Source organism: Sulfurimonas sp. HSL3-1 (assembly GCF_039645995.1).
Lineage (GTDB): Bacteria > Campylobacterota > Campylobacteria > Campylobacterales > Sulfurimonadaceae > Thiomicrolovo > Thiomicrolovo diazotrophicus.
The window spans coordinates 110,898-126,264 of the sequence record NZ_CP147920.1; the positions used below are offsets into that span (position 1 = coordinate 110,898).

The 15,367-nt window shown below is 62.5% G+C and carries 16 protein-coding genes; 12 read left to right on the forward strand and 4 right to left on the reverse strand.

Annotated features, from left to right (window positions below; all coding sequences use genetic code 11):
* Positions 1-11: 11 nt before the first annotated feature.
* From WCY31_RS00585 to WCY31_RS00605, 5 genes are all read left to right on the forward strand, one after another.
* A complete protein-coding gene (locus tag WCY31_RS00585) occupies positions 12-1,598 on the forward strand; it encodes an FAD-dependent oxidoreductase (protein WP_345972776.1) in 1,587 nt (528 codons plus the stop codon).
* Positions 1,580-1,720, forward strand: a complete 141-nt coding sequence (locus tag WCY31_RS00590; RefSeq protein ID WP_345972777.1) for a hypothetical protein — start codon at positions 1,580-1,582, stop codon at positions 1,718-1,720. Before WCY31_RS00585 ends, WCY31_RS00590 begins: the two co-directional genes overlap by 19 nt.
* Positions 1,720-2,418, forward strand: a complete 699-nt coding sequence (locus WCY31_RS00595) for a succinate dehydrogenase/fumarate reductase iron-sulfur subunit (RefSeq protein WP_345972778.1) — start codon at positions 1,720-1,722, stop codon at positions 2,416-2,418. Before WCY31_RS00590 ends, WCY31_RS00595 begins: the two co-directional genes overlap by 1 nt.
* Before the next feature lie 87 nt (positions 2,419-2,505).
* On the forward strand, positions 2,506-3,006 hold the full coding sequence (locus WCY31_RS00600) for a YajQ family cyclic di-GMP-binding protein (protein WP_345972779.1): 501 nt from the start codon (positions 2,506-2,508) through the stop codon (positions 3,004-3,006).
* A gap of 12 nt (positions 3,007-3,018) precedes the next feature.
* Positions 3,019-3,729, forward strand: a complete 711-nt coding sequence (locus WCY31_RS00605) for a hypothetical protein (protein ID WP_345972780.1) — start codon at positions 3,019-3,021, stop codon at positions 3,727-3,729.
* A 34-nt stretch (positions 3,730-3,763) separates the two neighbouring features.
* Here the strand turns inward: WCY31_RS00605 and WCY31_RS00610 are convergent, their stop codons facing one another.
* A complete protein-coding gene (locus tag WCY31_RS00610; protein WP_345972781.1) occupies positions 3,764-4,474 on the reverse strand; it encodes an SIMPL domain-containing protein in 711 nt (236 codons plus the stop codon).
* Positions 4,475-4,495: 21 nt separating this feature from the next.
* Positions 4,496-7,303 (reverse strand): helicase-related protein, encoded by a 2,808-nt coding sequence (locus WCY31_RS00615; RefSeq protein ID WP_345972782.1) that lies wholly within the window; start codon positions 7,301-7,303, stop codon positions 4,496-4,498.
* Positions 7,304-7,375: 72 nt separating this feature from the next.
* Here WCY31_RS00615 and WCY31_RS00620 point away from each other — a divergent pair, with 72 nt between their 5' ends.
* The 7 genes from WCY31_RS00620 (at position 7,376) to WCY31_RS00650 (ending at position 11,825) form a co-directional block, all read left to right on the forward strand.
* Complete coding sequence (locus WCY31_RS00620; protein WP_345972783.1) at positions 7,376-7,594, forward strand: hypothetical protein; 219 nt, start codon at positions 7,376-7,378, stop codon at positions 7,592-7,594.
* 98 nt (positions 7,595-7,692) lie between these two features.
* Positions 7,693-8,016: a hypothetical protein gene (locus WCY31_RS00625; RefSeq protein WP_345970301.1), complete on the forward strand. Its 324-nt coding sequence runs from the start codon at positions 7,693-7,695 to the stop codon at positions 8,014-8,016.
* Complete coding sequence (locus WCY31_RS00630; RefSeq protein ID WP_345970302.1) at positions 8,003-8,320, forward strand: DUF309 domain-containing protein; 318 nt, start codon at positions 8,003-8,005, stop codon at positions 8,318-8,320. The genes WCY31_RS00625 and WCY31_RS00630 overlap by 14 nt, the downstream gene beginning before the upstream one ends.
* Entirely contained in the window at positions 8,313-8,930 is a 618-nt protein-coding gene (locus WCY31_RS00635; protein ID WP_345972784.1) for an NAD(P)H-dependent oxidoreductase, read from the forward strand. Before WCY31_RS00630 ends, WCY31_RS00635 begins: the two co-directional genes overlap by 8 nt.
* A gap of 64 nt (positions 8,931-8,994) precedes the next feature.
* Entirely contained in the window at positions 8,995-10,386 is a 1,392-nt protein-coding gene (locus tag WCY31_RS00640; RefSeq protein WP_345972785.1) for an NAD(P)H-hydrate dehydratase, read from the forward strand.
* Positions 10,383-10,976, forward strand: coding sequence for a phosphoribosylglycinamide formyltransferase (gene purN / locus WCY31_RS00645; protein ID WP_345972786.1), 594 nt, complete (start codon positions 10,383-10,385; stop codon positions 10,974-10,976). The genes WCY31_RS00640 and purN overlap by 4 nt, the downstream gene beginning before the upstream one ends.
* 69 nt (positions 10,977-11,045) lie before the next feature.
* Positions 11,046-11,825 (forward strand): thiazole synthase, encoded by a 780-nt coding sequence (locus tag WCY31_RS00650; protein WP_345972787.1) that lies wholly within the window; start codon positions 11,046-11,048, stop codon positions 11,823-11,825.
* A 208-nt stretch (positions 11,826-12,033) separates the two neighbouring features.
* Here the strand turns inward: WCY31_RS00650 and WCY31_RS00655 are convergent, their stop codons facing one another.
* Both WCY31_RS00655 and pta read right to left on the reverse strand, forming a co-directional pair.
* Complete coding sequence (locus tag WCY31_RS00655; RefSeq protein ID WP_345972788.1) at positions 12,034-13,227, reverse strand: acetate kinase; 1,194 nt, start codon at positions 13,225-13,227, stop codon at positions 12,034-12,036.
* Positions 13,224-15,329 carry a phosphate acetyltransferase gene (pta, locus tag WCY31_RS00660; protein WP_345972789.1) on the reverse strand — a complete coding sequence of 702 codons (2,106 nt, stop codon included), beginning with the start codon at positions 15,327-15,329 and terminating at the stop codon, positions 13,224-13,226. Before pta ends, WCY31_RS00655 begins: the two co-directional genes overlap by 4 nt.
* Positions 15,330-15,367 lie beyond the last annotated feature (38 nt).

Genomic DNA, 15,367 nt, shown 5'->3' on the forward strand with positions numbered 1-15,367 from the left:
AAAGGAGCGGAATGGTTGATGTATTAGTAGTCGGCGGCGGCGGTGCGGGCATGGCGGCAGCACTCTCCGCCAAAGAGGCGGGGGCAACGGTGGCGGTGCTCGGCAAGAGTTACCCCACGCGGTCGCAGACCTGTATGGCGCAGGGGGGCATCAACGCGGCGCTGGGCCACACGGGCGAAGACAGCGTCGAGGCGCACATCGCCGACACGCTCAAGTCCGCCCAGGGACTGGCCGACGAGGCGGCCGTCGCGGCGCTCTGCAGCGAGGGGATCGAGGCGCTGCACTGGCTGGATGCGATCGGGGTGCCCTTCAGCCGTAACGACGATGCGCAGATCGCCCAGCGGCGTCTGGGCGGCGCCTCCGCTCCGCGGGCCTGTTATGCCCAGGACTACAGCGGACTGAAGATCCTGCATACGCTTTTTGACCAGTGCAACCGCGCGGGTATCCCCTTCTACAACGAACGCTTTCTGCTCGACATCATCGTGGAAGGCAATAGGGCCTGCGGCGTGAAGGTGCTCGATGTCCGCAGCGGCGAGGTCGAGGTGTACATGGCCGGGGCAGTGATCCTCGCGACCGGCGGCTACAGTAAGCTCTACGGCCGCCACTCGACCAATGCCGCCGGCAGCAGCGGCGACGGCCATGCGGCGGCGCTGCGGGCCGGCGCGCGGCTTAGCGACATGGAGTTCGTGCAGTTCCACCCGACGGGCCTGGCGGGCTCCTCCATCCTCATTTCCGAAAGTGCGCGCGGCGCGGGCGGTTACCTGCTCAACGGCAAAGGGGAGCGCTTTATTGACGAGTGCCTTCCCCGCGACCGTGTGGCGCGGGCCATCCACGACCAGATCATGGCGGGCGAGAGGGTCACCCTCGACATCCGCCACCTCGGGGAAGCGTTTATCGACGGTGAACTTCCCCAGGAGCGCAAGCTCGCGCAGCGCTACGAAGGGGTCGACCCGGTCACCGAACCCATTCCGATCAAGCCGGTCGCCCACTACACGATGGGGGGCATCGAGGTCAGTGCGGATTCGCAGACTGCTGTTGCGGGACTCTTCGCCGCGGGCGAATGCGCCAACCACCGTGTTCATGGCGCGAACCGTCTCGGCGGCAACTCCCTGCTGGAGCTGATCGTTTTCGGCCGTCAGGCGGGGGCGAATGCAGCCGCCGCAGCGCAGAGCGGCAACAGGGATGCACCGGCGGCTGCGGTGGAGGCCCCGGAGCTGGAAGCGTGCTTCAATGAGGCCCCGGAGGTCGATTTTTATACCCGCCGCGACAGCCTGGCGACGCTCTTTTACGAGCAGGTCGGCCTGGTGCGCAATGCCGAAGGTCTGCAGGGGGCCCTGGATGCGGTCAAGACGATGCAGGCGGAACTGCCGAAGATGGGCGTTGCGGACCGCAGCGGGGCCTACAACACCAACCGGACGGATTTCCTGGAGTTCGTCAACCTGCTGACCGTGGCCGAAGCGGTGGCAGAGGGAGCGCTGCGCCGGGAAGAGAGCCGGGGGGCACACTTCCGCGGCGATTTCCCGGAAGCGGATGCCGCCCTGGCCGTGCATTCGCTCAGCTGCATCAAAGAGGAGGGACTATGTTTCGATTTCCAATGATCTGTTCGGATGATGTTGATGAGGATTTCCTCGAGGAGGAACCGGAGGAGTGGGAGGACGCCGTGTGCGAAGACCCCTACTGGGACGAAGAGGATGACAACGAAGTGGAGTGGTGCGACTGATGAAAATAGCGGTAAAAAGAGGTGACGAAACCGTCACCTATGACGTCGATTTCGATGGAACGCTGCTGGAGCTTCTCACCCATATCAAGACGCACGTCGACCCGACCCTGACCTTTGCCTCGGGCTGCCGCTCCAGCGTCTGCGGCAGCTGCGCCGTGCGGGTCAACGGCACCGAAGCCCTCGCCTGCAGCCACAAGCCTGCCGACGGCGATCTCATCGAACCGCTGCGCAATGCCGAGGTGCTCCGTGACCTCGTTGTCAATATGGACCGTCCTCTGGCGTTCAATGCCGGGGCGCAGGCCTGGATCGACCCGGTCAGCGGCGCGATCCGCATGGGGCACGCGGAGGAGAAGGCGAATGAGCTGCAAAGCGACTGTATCCTCTGCGGCTCCTGCTACAGCGCCTGCCCCGTCTACGCCGTCAAGCCGGATTTCGAGGGGCCGTTTGCCCTGACGCGCAGCTGGCGCTATGTCAGCGACGCCCGGACGGCGGATGTGCGCGGCAAGCTCGAGGCCGTCCAGCAAAACGGCATCTGGGACTGTACGCTCTGCAACGAGTGCGTCCCCGTCTGCCCCCAGGGGATCGCCCCCAAGCAGGACATCAACATGCTGCGCTCCAAAAGCGGCATGGAGGGGTTCATGGACCCGAACATGATGGGCGGTTTCGGGGGCCTGGACTTCGGAGCGCCGAGTTTTTAACCTTTCTTCCCCGTCGGCAGCCCCCGCGGCCAAACCCCTTAAGCTCATTTTGTTATAATCGGTTTGAATAACAAACAGAGGTGTTATATGGCAGCGAAAGAGCACAGTTTCGATATTTCGGCCAAGATCGATATGCAGGCGTTCAAAGATGCTATTGTCCAGGCCGAGCGCGAGGTGGCGACCCGCTATGACTTCAAGGGGCTCACCGCCGATATCGACTACAGCGAAAAAGCCAAAACATTGACGTTAGTAAGCGCCAGCGACAACAAACTCGAGGCCCTGGAGGACATCGTCATCGGCAAACTGCTCAAACGGGGGCTGACGTCGAACGTCCTGGATAAGCAGGGCGTCGAGGATAGCAGCGGCGGTAACCGCAAAACGGTCTTCAAAGTCGTCGACTACATCGAGGCCAAAGAGGCGAAAAAGATCGCCGCCGAGATCAAGAACCTCAAACTGAAGGTGACGGCGCAGATCGAGGGGGATCACATCCGGGTCAAAGGCAAGCAGCTTGATGACCTCCAAAAGGTGATCCGTGCGATCCGCGGGATGGAGTGGGATGCTCCGCTCGTCTTTGAAAACATGCGCTGAAAGGAGCGAGTGATGTCCAAGATGACGGTCGCGGAGGCGGCGGAACATTTTAAGGTCTCCAAAGAGGCGATCCACAACCGGATCCGCCGCGGTACCCTCAACAGCATTATCGAGAACGGCGTGAAGTACGTTCTGCTCGCCGAGGCCAAGCCGGCACCGGCAGCGGACAGCCGTTTCCATGATTACATCGAGAAAGAGAACGAGCGTCTCAAGACGAAGAACGAGCAGCTCGAGGCGGAAGTGAACCGCCTCCGCGATCAGCGCGAAGCGATGCTGATCGCCGAGCGCGAAAAAGTCGAGCAGATCTACAAGGAGCGCGACGAGCAGCTCAAGAACGTGCTGCAGGTCTTCGCGTCGAAACTGCTGCCCGAACAGGCGGCCGCGGCCGTCGTCGAGGAGGCGGTCTCCGCGGAGATCGTCGAAGCCGCCCCCGAAGTGCTTGGCGAAGAGGAGTTCGAAGACGGCGTCATTGACGAGAGCACTGATGAGGATGTTGTGGAGGAGGCGGCAACGGACAGCGCTGACCCGTTCGCGGACGACGACTTCGACGATCTCGTCTCCCTCAAAGACTTCATGAAGTTAAAGGGGTACGGCAAAAAGCACCGCAAACGTGTCAAAGAGCGTTTCGAATCCCGGGCCGAGGAGGATACCCGCATCCTCACGCGCGGCGGCAAGCTGCACCTGCGTCCCTACCACTACGACTACAGCGACCTGCTGAAATAGATGCGCGCCTCTTCCGGCGCCGTTTCTCCCGTTTTCAATCCGAAAGGTAATAGCTGACCGTCGAGACGACACGGACCTTTTTGATATAGGGCGTGGAGCTGTCGCGGTCCGTGATGGAGAACTGTCCTTGCCGGGCGGTTTTGATCTTGCCCAGGCGGCTGGCGGAGTCCTTGGCGAACTTCTCGGCCACGACGCGGGCATTCTTCGTCGCCTCTTCGATCATGGAGGGCTTGAGGCTGTTGAGTCCGGTATAGAGGAACTGGGTACGGTGCTCGTAGTTCTGGCCGGAGAGCGCGATGCCGTCTTTGCCCAGGTTGACGATCTCTTTCATGCTCTGTCGGACGGCGTCGATCCGCTCGGTATAGACGGTGACGACCGTTGCGGCCGTGTAACGAAAAGCGATATTGGCCGAATTGCCGTAGTTTTGGGCTTGACGGTCGACGATGGAGGGCGGCGAGACGGTGATCTCACCCTCGCTGAAGCCGTGCGCCTTCAAAAAGGCGGTGACGGCAGCGCTTTTGCGCTCGACGGTCGTATAGAGTGTCCCGAGGTCGTTGCCCGCCTCCTCGAACTTGATGGGCCAGATCGCCTTGTCTGCGGTGACCTCCCGTTCGGCCAGCCCTTTGACGGTGACGACCCGCTCCATCCCCTTGACGGTCAGTGCGGCGGTGGAGAGCAGGTAGCCGAAAAGCCCGAGCCCGAGAAAGATAAAGAGGCCGAGGATGGCGGCGGTCGATTTTTGCATGATCTTCTCCTTGGGGAGCGGCTATGTCCGGAATTTTCGCTCTTTGGTACGGCTTGCAGTGCGTTTTTCGCGGTTGAGGCGGCGGAAACAGCTCTGGCAGATGGCGTATTCCGAGTTGAGCGGCAGCGGTTTTGTGCACTGGCGGCAGCGGGGGACGAACTCGCTCTTCTTCAAGGACGTTTCGATGAACCGGTTGAGGGTGCTGCGCCATTCTCGGGCCTTGTCAGTATCAACGAAGGCGTCGGCGAAGCGGTAGGCGAGCCAGAGGTAGAGCGAGATCTCCTTGACCCGGTCCTCGGCTTCGAGGAGCTCGTCGGTCGTGAGGGCGTATTCGCCCAGGTGCGCGGGGGGAATATAGGCGATCGGCTTGGCCTGGGCCAGCGAACGCACGTAGCGCTCGTAGGCCGCGACGATATAGGGTGACTTGAGCGTCAGCGGCGCGGCGGCGAGGTGGAACTTCGCCGTCAGGTCGAGCTCATAGCGGTCGACGATGGCGGCCGCTTCGAGCATGGACTCGAGGTTGGCGGCGCGGAAGGGTCCGGTGAACTGCATGTTCTTGACGAAGAAGGTGAGGATCTCCGCGAGCGACTCCTCCTCCAAAATCCCCGCGACGAGCTTGATGTGCTCCAGGTTGGCCATGACGTTGAAAGGGACCGTCACGGGGCGGGCGGGTTTGTGGAACTGCTTGTGGATCATGGAGAGGACATCGGGGCGGATCGCGCCGACGTGCCCCTTCTCCTTGATGCCGTAGCGGCCCGCCCGCCCGCTGATCTGGTGGATCTCCGAAGCGGTCAGCGGGCGCTGGTTCTCGCCGTCGAACTTGTCGCCCCGGGAGAAGAGGATCGTCTGGATGGGGAGGTTGAGCCCCATGGCGATGGCGTCGGTGGCGACGAGGACCTCCGTCTCTCCTTCGCGGAAACGGCGCGCCTCCTCCCGCCGCACTTCGGGGGAGAGATTGCCGTAGACGACGCTGACGCGGAAGTGCTGGGCGAGCTGCTGCTTGAGCCGCAGCACCTCCTTGCGCGAAAAGGCGATGACGGCGGTGGCGGGCTGGATATGGGTGACGGGGGTGGCATGGGTCATCAGCTCCAGCGGGTTCTTGCGTTCGCAATGCACGATCTCCAGCGGTTCGCCGAGGTAGTCGGCCAGCTTCTGCACCGCGTCGACGGCATTCTCCGAACCGGTCATGATGACGGTCTTGGCGGGGGCGCCGATGATGGCGTTCGCCCAGGCCCATCCCCGGTCCCGGTCGCCGAGCATCTGGACCTCGTCGATGACGCAGACGTCGACGTCCGTGTTGAAATCGAGCATCTCGATGGTGGAGCTGATATGCGTCGCTTCCTCGTCGATAAGCTGCTCCTCCCCGGTGATGAGCGAGGCCCCGATACCGTGTTCGCGCAGGGACTCGTACCCCTCAAGTGCCAGCAGCCGCAGGGGGGCGAGATAGTAGCCGGTGTCGGCTTTTTCCAGTGCCTGCATCGCCCGCCAGGTCTTCCCGCTGTTGGTCGGGCCGGTGTAAAAGATGAGCTTGCGGCGCAGTTCGCGGGCAAGGGGGAAGAGGTTTTTGAAGTCGCGGATGGTGCGGCCCAGTAGCTCCTGGCGCTGGCGCTTCAAGAGGGCGTCGTGGATGTGGCGTTCCCAGTGAAAAAGGGTTTTGCGCCAGAGTTTTGAATTGATGCCCAGGTGGTCGCCGAGGTCTTCGGCGAGCTCCCCTTCCAGCCACTGCAGGATCTCATCGCGGGAGGGGCTCAATAGTTTTGCCAGTTCGGCGCACTCGTCGGCGAGGGTCTGTAGCTGCGACGTAAAGGCGTCCCGTTCGTTTTGAAGCGCCGTATCGAGCCCGCCGGTCACCTCGACCGGTTCGCCCCGCCAGACGGCGGCGAGGACGGGGTCGCGAAGCAACGAGAGATGGGCTTCGTGCTCGACGGGGTGTTTGAACCCCTCCGGGGTGAAGCCGTCGCGAATGCCCAAAACGATCTCCTCATCCGTCTGCAGCATCGTGCTGAGCGGGGTCTGCCGCTCCAGGACGGTGCGCAGGAGGCTGTCGGGCAGCGGTGGGAGGGTAAGGCGGCCGTCGGGCGGCGCGCTTTTGAGGGTCTGGACGATCTGCTCGGGGCTCAGGTAGGGGTGGGAAGCGTCGAGAGAGGAGAGGAATACGGTCAGTTCGGCCTGCTTCTGCCGCGTCACGTCCGCCTTGGCCGCCGTGATCTCCGTGACCAGCTCCGCCTCGTCGCTGTCGTTGAGGTAGGTGAAGGAGAAGGCGGGGGTCTTCAGGGGGTGGATCTTGCGGAACTGCTCCCCGAAGAGGTCGTAATCGAGCAGAGCGTTGAACTCGAAGCGGTCGTCAAGGTCGAAACGCCCCTCGCACGCTTTTTCGATGCGGGCGCGTTTCTGCTCGAAGCGCAGGTGCGCGAGCTTCGCCTCCATCTTTTCGGGCGTGATCTTCTTCGTGCGCACTTCGATGAAGCTGTTGTGCAGGGCGCGGGCCTCGGAGGGGGTGACGTCCATCGTCTCCAAAATCGCATCGATCTTTTCGCTGCGTTCGACGGAGGGTTCTTTGGTGTTGGGGGAGGGGTAGACACGCCCCTCGGCGGTAAAGAAGGCCGTGATCGCCTGCCGGAGGTCGATATCGGCATCGCTCCAGAGGCGCCGGAGCGTCCGGACAAGCTCCTCGCGCTCCCAGCTCTCGGGGATGTATCCAAGCGTCTGGACGAGCTCGCCAAGGGTCGCCGTGTCGACGCGTTCGATCCCTTCGTCAAATCCGTCCCCGTCGAAATAGCGGCGGATGGAGGCGTTAAGGCGGGTCAGCTTCTTTTTCTTTTTTGCCATAAGCCATTGTAGCGGCTTGCGGGTAAAATCCGTTATAGTTTCTGCCATGATTCTATGCATGAGGAGACCCGGATGCACGAAGAGATCAAATTCGTTCTCGACCACGAAACGGTCGAAGCGCTTCAGACCTACAGCGCTCTGCTGAAAAAAGAGCCCGCCGTCATTATCAAGGAGGCCCTACAGGGGTATTTCGAAGCGGCCGAACAGCAGCTCCTGCACAAAGCCGCGCAGGAGACGGACCCGATGACGGACCTCGATTACGATGAGTTCTGGGACGGGGTGGACCTCTAGGGCCGTTCCGACGGCCCTTTTATGAAAGAAACCGGATGGTGTCAGAATAACATGCGACACTAACGTTTCTTTCAACCCGCCCCTGCTAGAGTGTCGCCATGAGTGAATTTCCCCTGGAATGGACGCAGGAAGAGTACCTGCGCGAAAAGAAGCGTCTCGAGGCCGAAGGTGTCAAGGTCCTGTTGATCGACACGATCCTCAACCCCATCGACCATGCCGAGACGGTCACATACAATCCGCCGATGCTGGAGCAGGAGCCGGAGGGCTCCGTTTTCGTCTTCTACTGCGATACGGGCAAGGCTTCCAAGGAGCGTCTGCCGGAGTTCCGCAAACGGTTCCCCGGCAAGCACTGCATCTCCCTGCGGGGCGGGCGCGGCTACTGGCGCAAATACCTTCAGGTTAAAGACAATGCTGACGCGTGAACACGTCGACGCCTTTCTTACCTGCCTGGACGAGGAGCGCTACTACGACGCCCACGAGGCCCTGGAAGATATCTGGTTCCCCGTGCGCTCGCAGAAGACGCCGGAGATCCTGCTGCTCAAAGGGCTGATCAATGCCAGCGTCAGTTTTGAGCTGCACAAGCGCGGCCGGCCGCACAAATCGCCCGGCCCGTGGGGCGTCTATCTGAAGTACCGTGCGCATCTGCCGCAGATCGGCGGGCAGAACCCGCTCTATTTCGAGCTGGACGATGCCGTCCATGCCGTCCAAAGGAGACTCGGTGCCTGATTTTGCCGATGCAATGGCCTTCCGCCACGCCTGTAAACGTTTTTCGGAACAGAAGATCCCCGAAGCGACCTTTGAACAGGTCCTCGAATTCGGTCGGATGTCCCCCTCGTCGTTCGGGATGGAGCCGTGGCGCTTTCTCGTGGTGGCGGACACGGCCCTACGCGAGGCCCTGCGCCCGCTCTGCTGGAACCAGCCCCAGATCACCGAATCCAGCCACCTGCTCATTATCACGGCGGACAACGAGTGCATCAAACCGGGCACGGCGTACGTCCGCGCGATGTTTGCGCGGCGGGGACTGCCCGAGGAGGCGTTCGAGCGCTACCTCGGCGTCTACGCCGACCATATGGGGCCGCAGTTCCACAGCCGCGAAGCGATCGAAGCGTGGACGCACAAGCAGTGCTACCTGGCCGCGGCGAACATGATGACGGGGGCGGCATCGCTGCAGATCGACAGCTGTCCCATCGAAGGGTTTGAAAAGGCGAAGGTCGAAGCGCTGCTTGCCCTGGAGCCCGCCCGCTCCGTCGCCCTGATCGTCGCCTTCGGCTACCGCCTGAACCCGCAGCCCGAGCATTATCGTCTCGATCTCGACGCTGTCGTCGAGCGGCGGTAACCCCGCGTACCCCCCGATCCGTTTTTAGCCGAATCGGCTATAATATGCTAAAAACGGAATCCCCATGCAGAACCTATTCGACGAAGTAGACTCCCTGGACAGACGCTGTTACGACGCCTATGGACTCAGCGAAGAGCTGTTGATGGAGCATGCCGCCGAAGCAATGGCGGGTGCAGTCAGGGAGCGCTTCGGCGCGGGCAGCCGCGTCGTGATTGTCTGCGGCCCGGGCAACAACGGCGCCGACGGATTGGCGCTGGCCCGCCTGCTGCATGGGGGCTACCACGTCGAAGTCGTGCTGCCGCTGGAGGTAAAATCGCCGATGGCCCGCCTGCAGCACGAGCGATTGCAGAAACTGGGGGTCCCCGTCGTCGACGCGATTACCCCCTGCGATGTGCTCGTTGACGCCATCTTCGGCAGCGGGCTGGGACGGCCGCTGGGCAGCGGGATCATCGGGCTGATCAAGCTGATGAACGCCCTGGGGGCGTTCAAGCTCGCCTGCGATATACCGACGGGACTGCGCAGCGGAGGGAGTTGCGATACGGCGGTCTTCCGTGCCGACCTGACGGTGACGATGGGCGCGCTTAAGCGCGGCATGTTCAGCGACGCGGCCAAAAACGCGGTGGGCGAGATCACGGTGGCCGAGCTCGGCGTGTCGCGCAGCCTTTATGAAAAAGAGACGCCCTGGATACTGCTGGAGCGCGGCGACCTGCGCCTGCCGCTGCGCGAAAACGCCGATGTGCACAAAGGGAGTTTCGGACATCTCGGCGTCGTCTGCGGCGAAAAGAGCGGGGCGGCCATTATTGCCGGCAAGGCGGCCCTGCGCTTCGGCGCGGGGCTGGTGACCCTGCTCTCGAACGAAGAGGTCGCCATCCCCTATGAACTGATGCAGTCGCATCTGCGCCCCGCTACGGTCAACGCCGTCGCCATCGGGATGGGGCTGGGGCAGGAGTTTGCCGAACAGGAACTGCGGGAGCGGATCGACAATGACATCCCCCTGGTCTGCGACGCGGATATCTTCGCGCACCCGATGCTGGGGGAACTCCTGAAGCGCAAGCGCATCGTCCTTACTCCGCACCCCAAAGAGTTTACGACCCTGCTGAGCCGCACCGGCATTGCCACGACCGATGTGCGGGGCCTGCAGCAAGACCGCTTCAAATTTGTCGAAGCCTTCTGCCGTGCCTATCCCGATGCGGTGCTGCTGCTCAAGGGTGCCAACGTCATTATCGGACAGGGGGATCAGTTCTATGTCAATCCCCACGGCACCAACGCCCTGGCCAAGGGCGGCAGCGGTGACGTCCTTTCGGGTTTTATCGGGGCGCTGCTGGCCCAGGGATACACACCGCTGGATGCCGCGATCCACGCCTCGTTGGCGCACACGGAGGCGGCGCGGCGCTTTGAGGGGCAGCGGTATGCCCTGACGCCGGACGACCTGATCGAAGGGGTCTGCTGCCTATGAAGCCGCGCGTCGTCATTTTGTTCAGCGGGGAGGGAACGAACCTCCAGAAACTGCTGGAGGCTCTCCCCTCCCACGGCATTGAGATCGCCGCCGCGATTACGAACCGGCCGCAGGCCCCCGGCATAAAGCGGGCGGAAGCGTTCGGAGTTCCGGTGGAGGTGATCGATCATACGCTTTATGAAAGCCGCGAAGCGTTTGATGCCGTGCTCGTTGAGCGGATCGAGAAGTACGGCCCCCACCTCACGGTGACGGCGGGCTTTATGCGCATTCTGACCCCCGTCTTCACCGACCGCATCCGCGCCGTCAACATCCACCCCTCGCTGCTACCCAAGTACAAAGGGGCGCGGGCGATCGAACAGGCCTACGAGAGCGGGGACACCGTCTGCGGCGTCAGCGTCCACTGGGTGACGGGGGAGCTCGACAGCGGTACCGTGATCGCCCAGTCCTCCTTCGAACGCACGGAAACGATGGATGCCGCCGCCTTTGAAGCGGCCGTCCACGACCTCGAGTACGAGCTGCTCCCCCGGACCGTCGCGGCACTGCTCTGGGACGGGGAGGGATTAGAGGGTACCGTTAGGGCTTTAGCGTAAGATACGTTATAGATTAGCTGTGTTATAACCCGGCAGCATTTGGGCGATTTGCCCATCAGGAGAGAGAATATGAGCGATACACTGAAAATCGGAAAATATGAGTTCAACAGCCGCCTGATCGTGGGCAGCGGGAAGTACAAAGATTTCGAGACGACGAAGGAGGCGACGCTGGCCTCGGGGTCGGAGCTGATCACCGTGGCCGTGCGCCGTCTGAACATTACGGACCCGAACAAGGAGAACCTGCGCGACACCTTTAAAGGGACAGGCGTGCAGTTCCTGCCCAACTCCGCGGGGTGTACGACGGCCGAGGAGGCGATCACGACCTTCCGCCTGACCCGCGAGGCGACGGGCATCGACCTGATCAAGCTCGAGGTCATCGGCGACACGCAAAAGACCCTCTACCCGGATGTGCTTGAGACGATCAAAGCGTGCGAGGTCCTGGCCAAGGACGGTTTTACAATCATGGCCTACACCTCCGACGACCCGATCATGGCCAAGCGCCTCGAAGATGCCGGCGCGCACGCCATCATGCCGCTGGCCGCGCCCATCGGTTCGGGCCTGGGGATCCAGAACCGCTACAACGTCGTCTTTGTCCGCGAAGCGGTCAGCGTTCCGGTCATCGTCGATGCCGGGATCGGCTGCGCGTCCGATGCGGCGGCGGCGATGGAACTGGGGGCTGAAGGGGTTCTTACCAACACGGCGATCGCCCAGGCGAATGACCCGATGACGATGGCGGTGGCGATGAAGCATGCCGTCATGGCGGGCCGGATGAGCTACCTTGCCGGGCGTATCCCGAAGCGTCCGTATGCGACGGCGTCATCTCCGATCGACGGGATGATCCAGTTCTAAGGGAACTACAGTCCTCCTCCACGCGTCAGTATATCTTTCTACATCTCTGTTCCCCTTCTTTTTTGCGCATACAAAAAAGAAGCCGAACCGGGAAGAAAAAAGTATGAAGAGGCTGCCGCGCCGTATAACTTCCTAAATGACTTTCAAATGTCACTGTTGTGTTGGGTGTTCCATGGGTGACAATTAACCGCAGTATTTGTGTATGTCCCTATCTTCCCTGGGTGAGGTAGGGCAGGCACTGCCGTGCGATGGAGTGCTCCTCGTCCGTGGGGATGACGTGCAGCTGGCTGCAGCTCCCTTCGGCGTGGAATGCGCCTCCCTCATCCGTCAGATTCTCATTTTTCATCTTATCGGTCTCGATGCCCAGGATATGCAGCCCTTTGCAGACGGCATGGCGGACGGCGCTGCTGTGTTCGCCGATGCCGCCGGTAAAGACAATGGCATCCACGCGGTCAAGCAGCACGGCGTAGGCGCCGATGTATTTGCGGATGCGGCGGACGAAGAGTTCGAAGGCGAGCAGGGCCTCGGGCTCCTCGTCGCGCATCCGGTTTTCGATATCGCGCATATCGTTGGTCCCTGCGATTCCCTTGAGGCCGCATTCACGGTTGAGGAGGGTGTCGAGTTCCTCCGCATCCATACCCGTTTCGCGCGACAGATAGGCGAGCAGGCCCGGGTCGATGTCGCCGCTGCGCGTTCCCATGACGAGCCCTTCGAGGGGGGTGAAGCCCATCGACGTATCGATGCTGCGGCCGTTGCGGATGGCGCAGGCGCTGGCCCCGTTGCCCAGGTGGAGGGTAATGAGGTTGACGGCGTCGAGGGATTTGCCCATCCGCGCTGCGCATTCGGCGGCGACGTAGGCGTGGGAGGTGCCGTGAAAGCCGTAGCGCCGGACGGAGAGCTCGCTATAGAAACGCTCCGGAAGGGCGTAGCGGAAGGCGGCGGGGGGCATCGTGTGGTGAAACGCCGTGTCGAAGACCGCGATCTGCGGGACATGGGGGGCGAGGTTCCGCATGGCCCGGATCCCTTTGGCGTTGGCCGGGTTGTGCAGGGGGGCCAGCGGGCTGAGGCCTTCGATGGCTTCCAGGACCGTGTCGTCGATGCGGACGGGACCGCTGAAACGCTCGCCGCCGTGCACGACACGGTGGCCTATTCCCTCCAGCGTGTCGAAACTGTCGATGAACCCGTTGTCGATGAGCAGATCGCGGACGGTGGCAAGCGCGGCATCGTGGTCGGCGACGGGAAGGTCGCGGCGGACGTGCTCCTGGCATCCGTGAAGGATGGCGTGGGCGTCGCCGCGGCCGATATTTTCCACGAGGCCCGAGACGATCACCTGTTCTGAGCGCATTTCAAAGAGTTTGAACTTCACCGACGAACTGCCGGCGTTGATGACGAGGATCTTCACGACGGCGTCTCCTGGGCCTGGATGGCGGTAATGGCGACGGTGTTGACGATGTCGGCGACGCTGCAGCCGCGGCTGAGGTCGTTGACCGGGCGGTTCAAACCCTGCAACACGGGACCGATGGCGACGGCGCCCGCCGAACGCTGGACGGCCTTGTAGGTGTTGTTGCCGGTGTTGAGGTCGGGAAAGATGAATACGGTCGCCTGTCCTGCCACCGTACTGCCGGGCATCTTCTGCGCTCCGACCTCCGGGTCGATGGCCGCATCGTACTGGATGGGACCGTCCACGGCAAGGTCGGGACGCTGTTCCCGGACGAGCTTTGTCGCTTCGCGTACTTTTTCAACGTCGCTCCCCACCCCGGAGTCCCCGGTGGAGTAAGAGAGCATCGCCACGCGTGGTTCGATGCCGAAGCGTCGGGCCGTCTCCGCCGACGCGATCGCGATTTCCGCCAGTTGGGCCGCATCGGGGTCCGGGTTGACGGCGCAGTCGGCATAGACGAGGACCCGGGTGTCGAAGCACATGAAAAAGCAGCTCGATACGATGTTCTGTCCCGGCGCCGTTTTGATCGCCTGCAGGGCCGGGAGGATCGTTTCGCGGGTCGTATGCGTGGCCCCGCTGACCATGCCGTCGCACTCCCCCTGCGCCACCATCATCGTGGCAAAAAGGGTCGGGTTGCCCAGGGCGTCGTAGGCGGCGTCGAGGGAGACGCCTTTATGGGCGCGCAGTTTGGCATAGGCTTTGGCCAGGCGGCGTTTTTGCTGTTCGTCTTCGGGGTCGACGATGGTCGCATTGCGCAGGTCGAGCCCCAGGGCGGCGGCGCGGGCCGCAATATGCTCCGCTGAACCCAAAAGGGCGATGCCGACGGCCCGCCGGCGCAGCAGGATGTCGGCGGCCCGGAGGATGCGGTCGTCGGAGGTCTCCGGCAGGATGATCGTCTTGCGATCCCCCGCAGCCCGGGCGAAGAGACGGTGTTCGAACATGGCCGGGGTGACGATCCCGGTTGACGCCGCGGCCAGCTTGGTCTCAATCAGGTCCGCATCGACGTTCTGGTTGAAGACCCCCAGCGCCGTGGCGATCTTCTTCGGCGACGCGGCATCGATGCGGGCGGGGAAGGCGCGCACCATCTGGGCGACCTCGACCGTCTCTTTCGGGAGGTGCAGCAGCGGTATCTGCATGGCGTCAAGGCCCTTGAGGAGCTCAATGACACTCTGTGCGGGGGGTGTTTCGCCTGTCAGGAGCACGGCGCTGACCGCCGGAAAATTCCCGGCGTAGTTTGCGGCCGTCGCGCCGAGGATGATATCGGCGCGGTCCGAGGGGGTGATGATGAGGTCGTCGGCCCTGATATGCGTCAGGAAATGTTCCAGGTGCATGGCGGCGATGCGGGGCTGGGCAATAAGGCGGTGAAGCTGTTCGTTGGTGCCGATCAGGATCTCCGCGCCCAGCCCTTCGGCAAGCTGGTAGACGTTGGGACGGTCGAGCGTCGTGACCTCGGGCAGCAGGACGACCGGCTCAGGGATGCTCGGGCAGATGTTCTGGTCTCGGCGGTGGGCCTCGTAGAGCACGGCGTCGCAGCGGTTGGCAAAAAGCATCAGAAGCGAGCCACCCTGTTTCTTGATGGCGTAGCTCCAGAGCCGCAGCGCCTCCTTGAGGCCGCTCTCATCCATGCCGCGGGCCGGGACGACACCGACGACGGGCGCAGCAAGGTTCTTGGCGATCTCGACGTTGAGGTCAAAGTCGATCAGCTGGGAGAGCGCATCGTCGACCACCCCCTGGCAGAGAACGAAGTCATAGGTTTCCAGCAGGGCGTCATGGCGCTCGATGATGGTTTCGATCAGGTGGTCGATCTTTCCTTCGGAGAGCAGAGTCTCGGCCTCGGAGACCGTCAGGCCGACGGCGCTCTCGTAGGGCTGCTCCAGCGCGAAATGGCTGAGGATGGTCAGGGTGTCCGGATCTTTCCCGGCGGCGTCGGCGATCAGCGGCCGGAAAAAGGCGACCCTTCCGTGCAGCCGCAGCAGCAATTCCGTCATGCCGAGTGTGACAAGGATGCTGCCGGCATTCCGGGTTTTGGAAACGATATAGAGCGAGCGTACGGTTTCGGCATTCATAGCGGTAATTTACCATAAAACGGTTAGGAGTTCATTAC

Excerpts from the sequence above, each read along its gene's own strand:
- WCY31_RS00585 (WP_345972776.1), top strand. The coding sequence starts at position 12 with ATGGTTGATGTATTAGTAGTCGGCGGCGGCGGTGCGGGCATGGCGGCA.
- WCY31_RS00590 (WP_345972777.1), top strand. The coding sequence starts at position 1,580 with ATGTTTCGATTTCCAATGATCTGTTCGGATGATGTTGATGAGGATTTC.
- WCY31_RS00595 (WP_345972778.1), top strand. The coding sequence starts at position 1,720 with ATGAAAATAGCGGTAAAAAGAGGTGACGAAACCGTCACCTATGACGTC.
- WCY31_RS00600 (WP_345972779.1), top strand. The coding sequence starts at position 2,506 with ATGGCAGCGAAAGAGCACAGTTTCGATATTTCGGCCAAGATCGATATG.
- WCY31_RS00605 (WP_345972780.1), top strand. The coding sequence starts at position 3,019 with ATGTCCAAGATGACGGTCGCGGAGGCGGCGGAACATTTTAAGGTCTCC.
- WCY31_RS00610 (WP_345972781.1), bottom strand. The coding sequence starts at position 4,474 with ATGCAAAAATCGACCGCCGCCATCCTCGGCCTCTTTATCTTTCTCGGG.
- WCY31_RS00615 (WP_345972782.1), bottom strand. The coding sequence starts at position 7,303 with ATGGCAAAAAAGAAAAAGAAGCTGACCCGCCTTAACGCCTCCATCCGC.
- WCY31_RS00620 (WP_345972783.1), top strand. The coding sequence starts at position 7,376 with ATGCACGAAGAGATCAAATTCGTTCTCGACCACGAAACGGTCGAAGCG.
- WCY31_RS00625 (WP_345970301.1), top strand. The coding sequence starts at position 7,693 with ATGAGTGAATTTCCCCTGGAATGGACGCAGGAAGAGTACCTGCGCGAA.
- WCY31_RS00630 (WP_345970302.1), top strand. The coding sequence starts at position 8,003 with ATGCTGACGCGTGAACACGTCGACGCCTTTCTTACCTGCCTGGACGAG.
- WCY31_RS00640 (WP_345972785.1), top strand. The coding sequence starts at position 8,995 with ATGCAGAACCTATTCGACGAAGTAGACTCCCTGGACAGACGCTGTTAC.
- purN (WP_345972786.1), top strand. The coding sequence starts at position 10,383 with ATGAAGCCGCGCGTCGTCATTTTGTTCAGCGGGGAGGGAACGAACCTC.
- WCY31_RS00650 (WP_345972787.1), top strand. The coding sequence starts at position 11,046 with ATGAGCGATACACTGAAAATCGGAAAATATGAGTTCAACAGCCGCCTG.
- pta (WP_345972789.1), bottom strand. The coding sequence starts at position 15,329 with ATGAATGCCGAAACCGTACGCTCGCTCTATATCGTTTCCAAAACCCGG.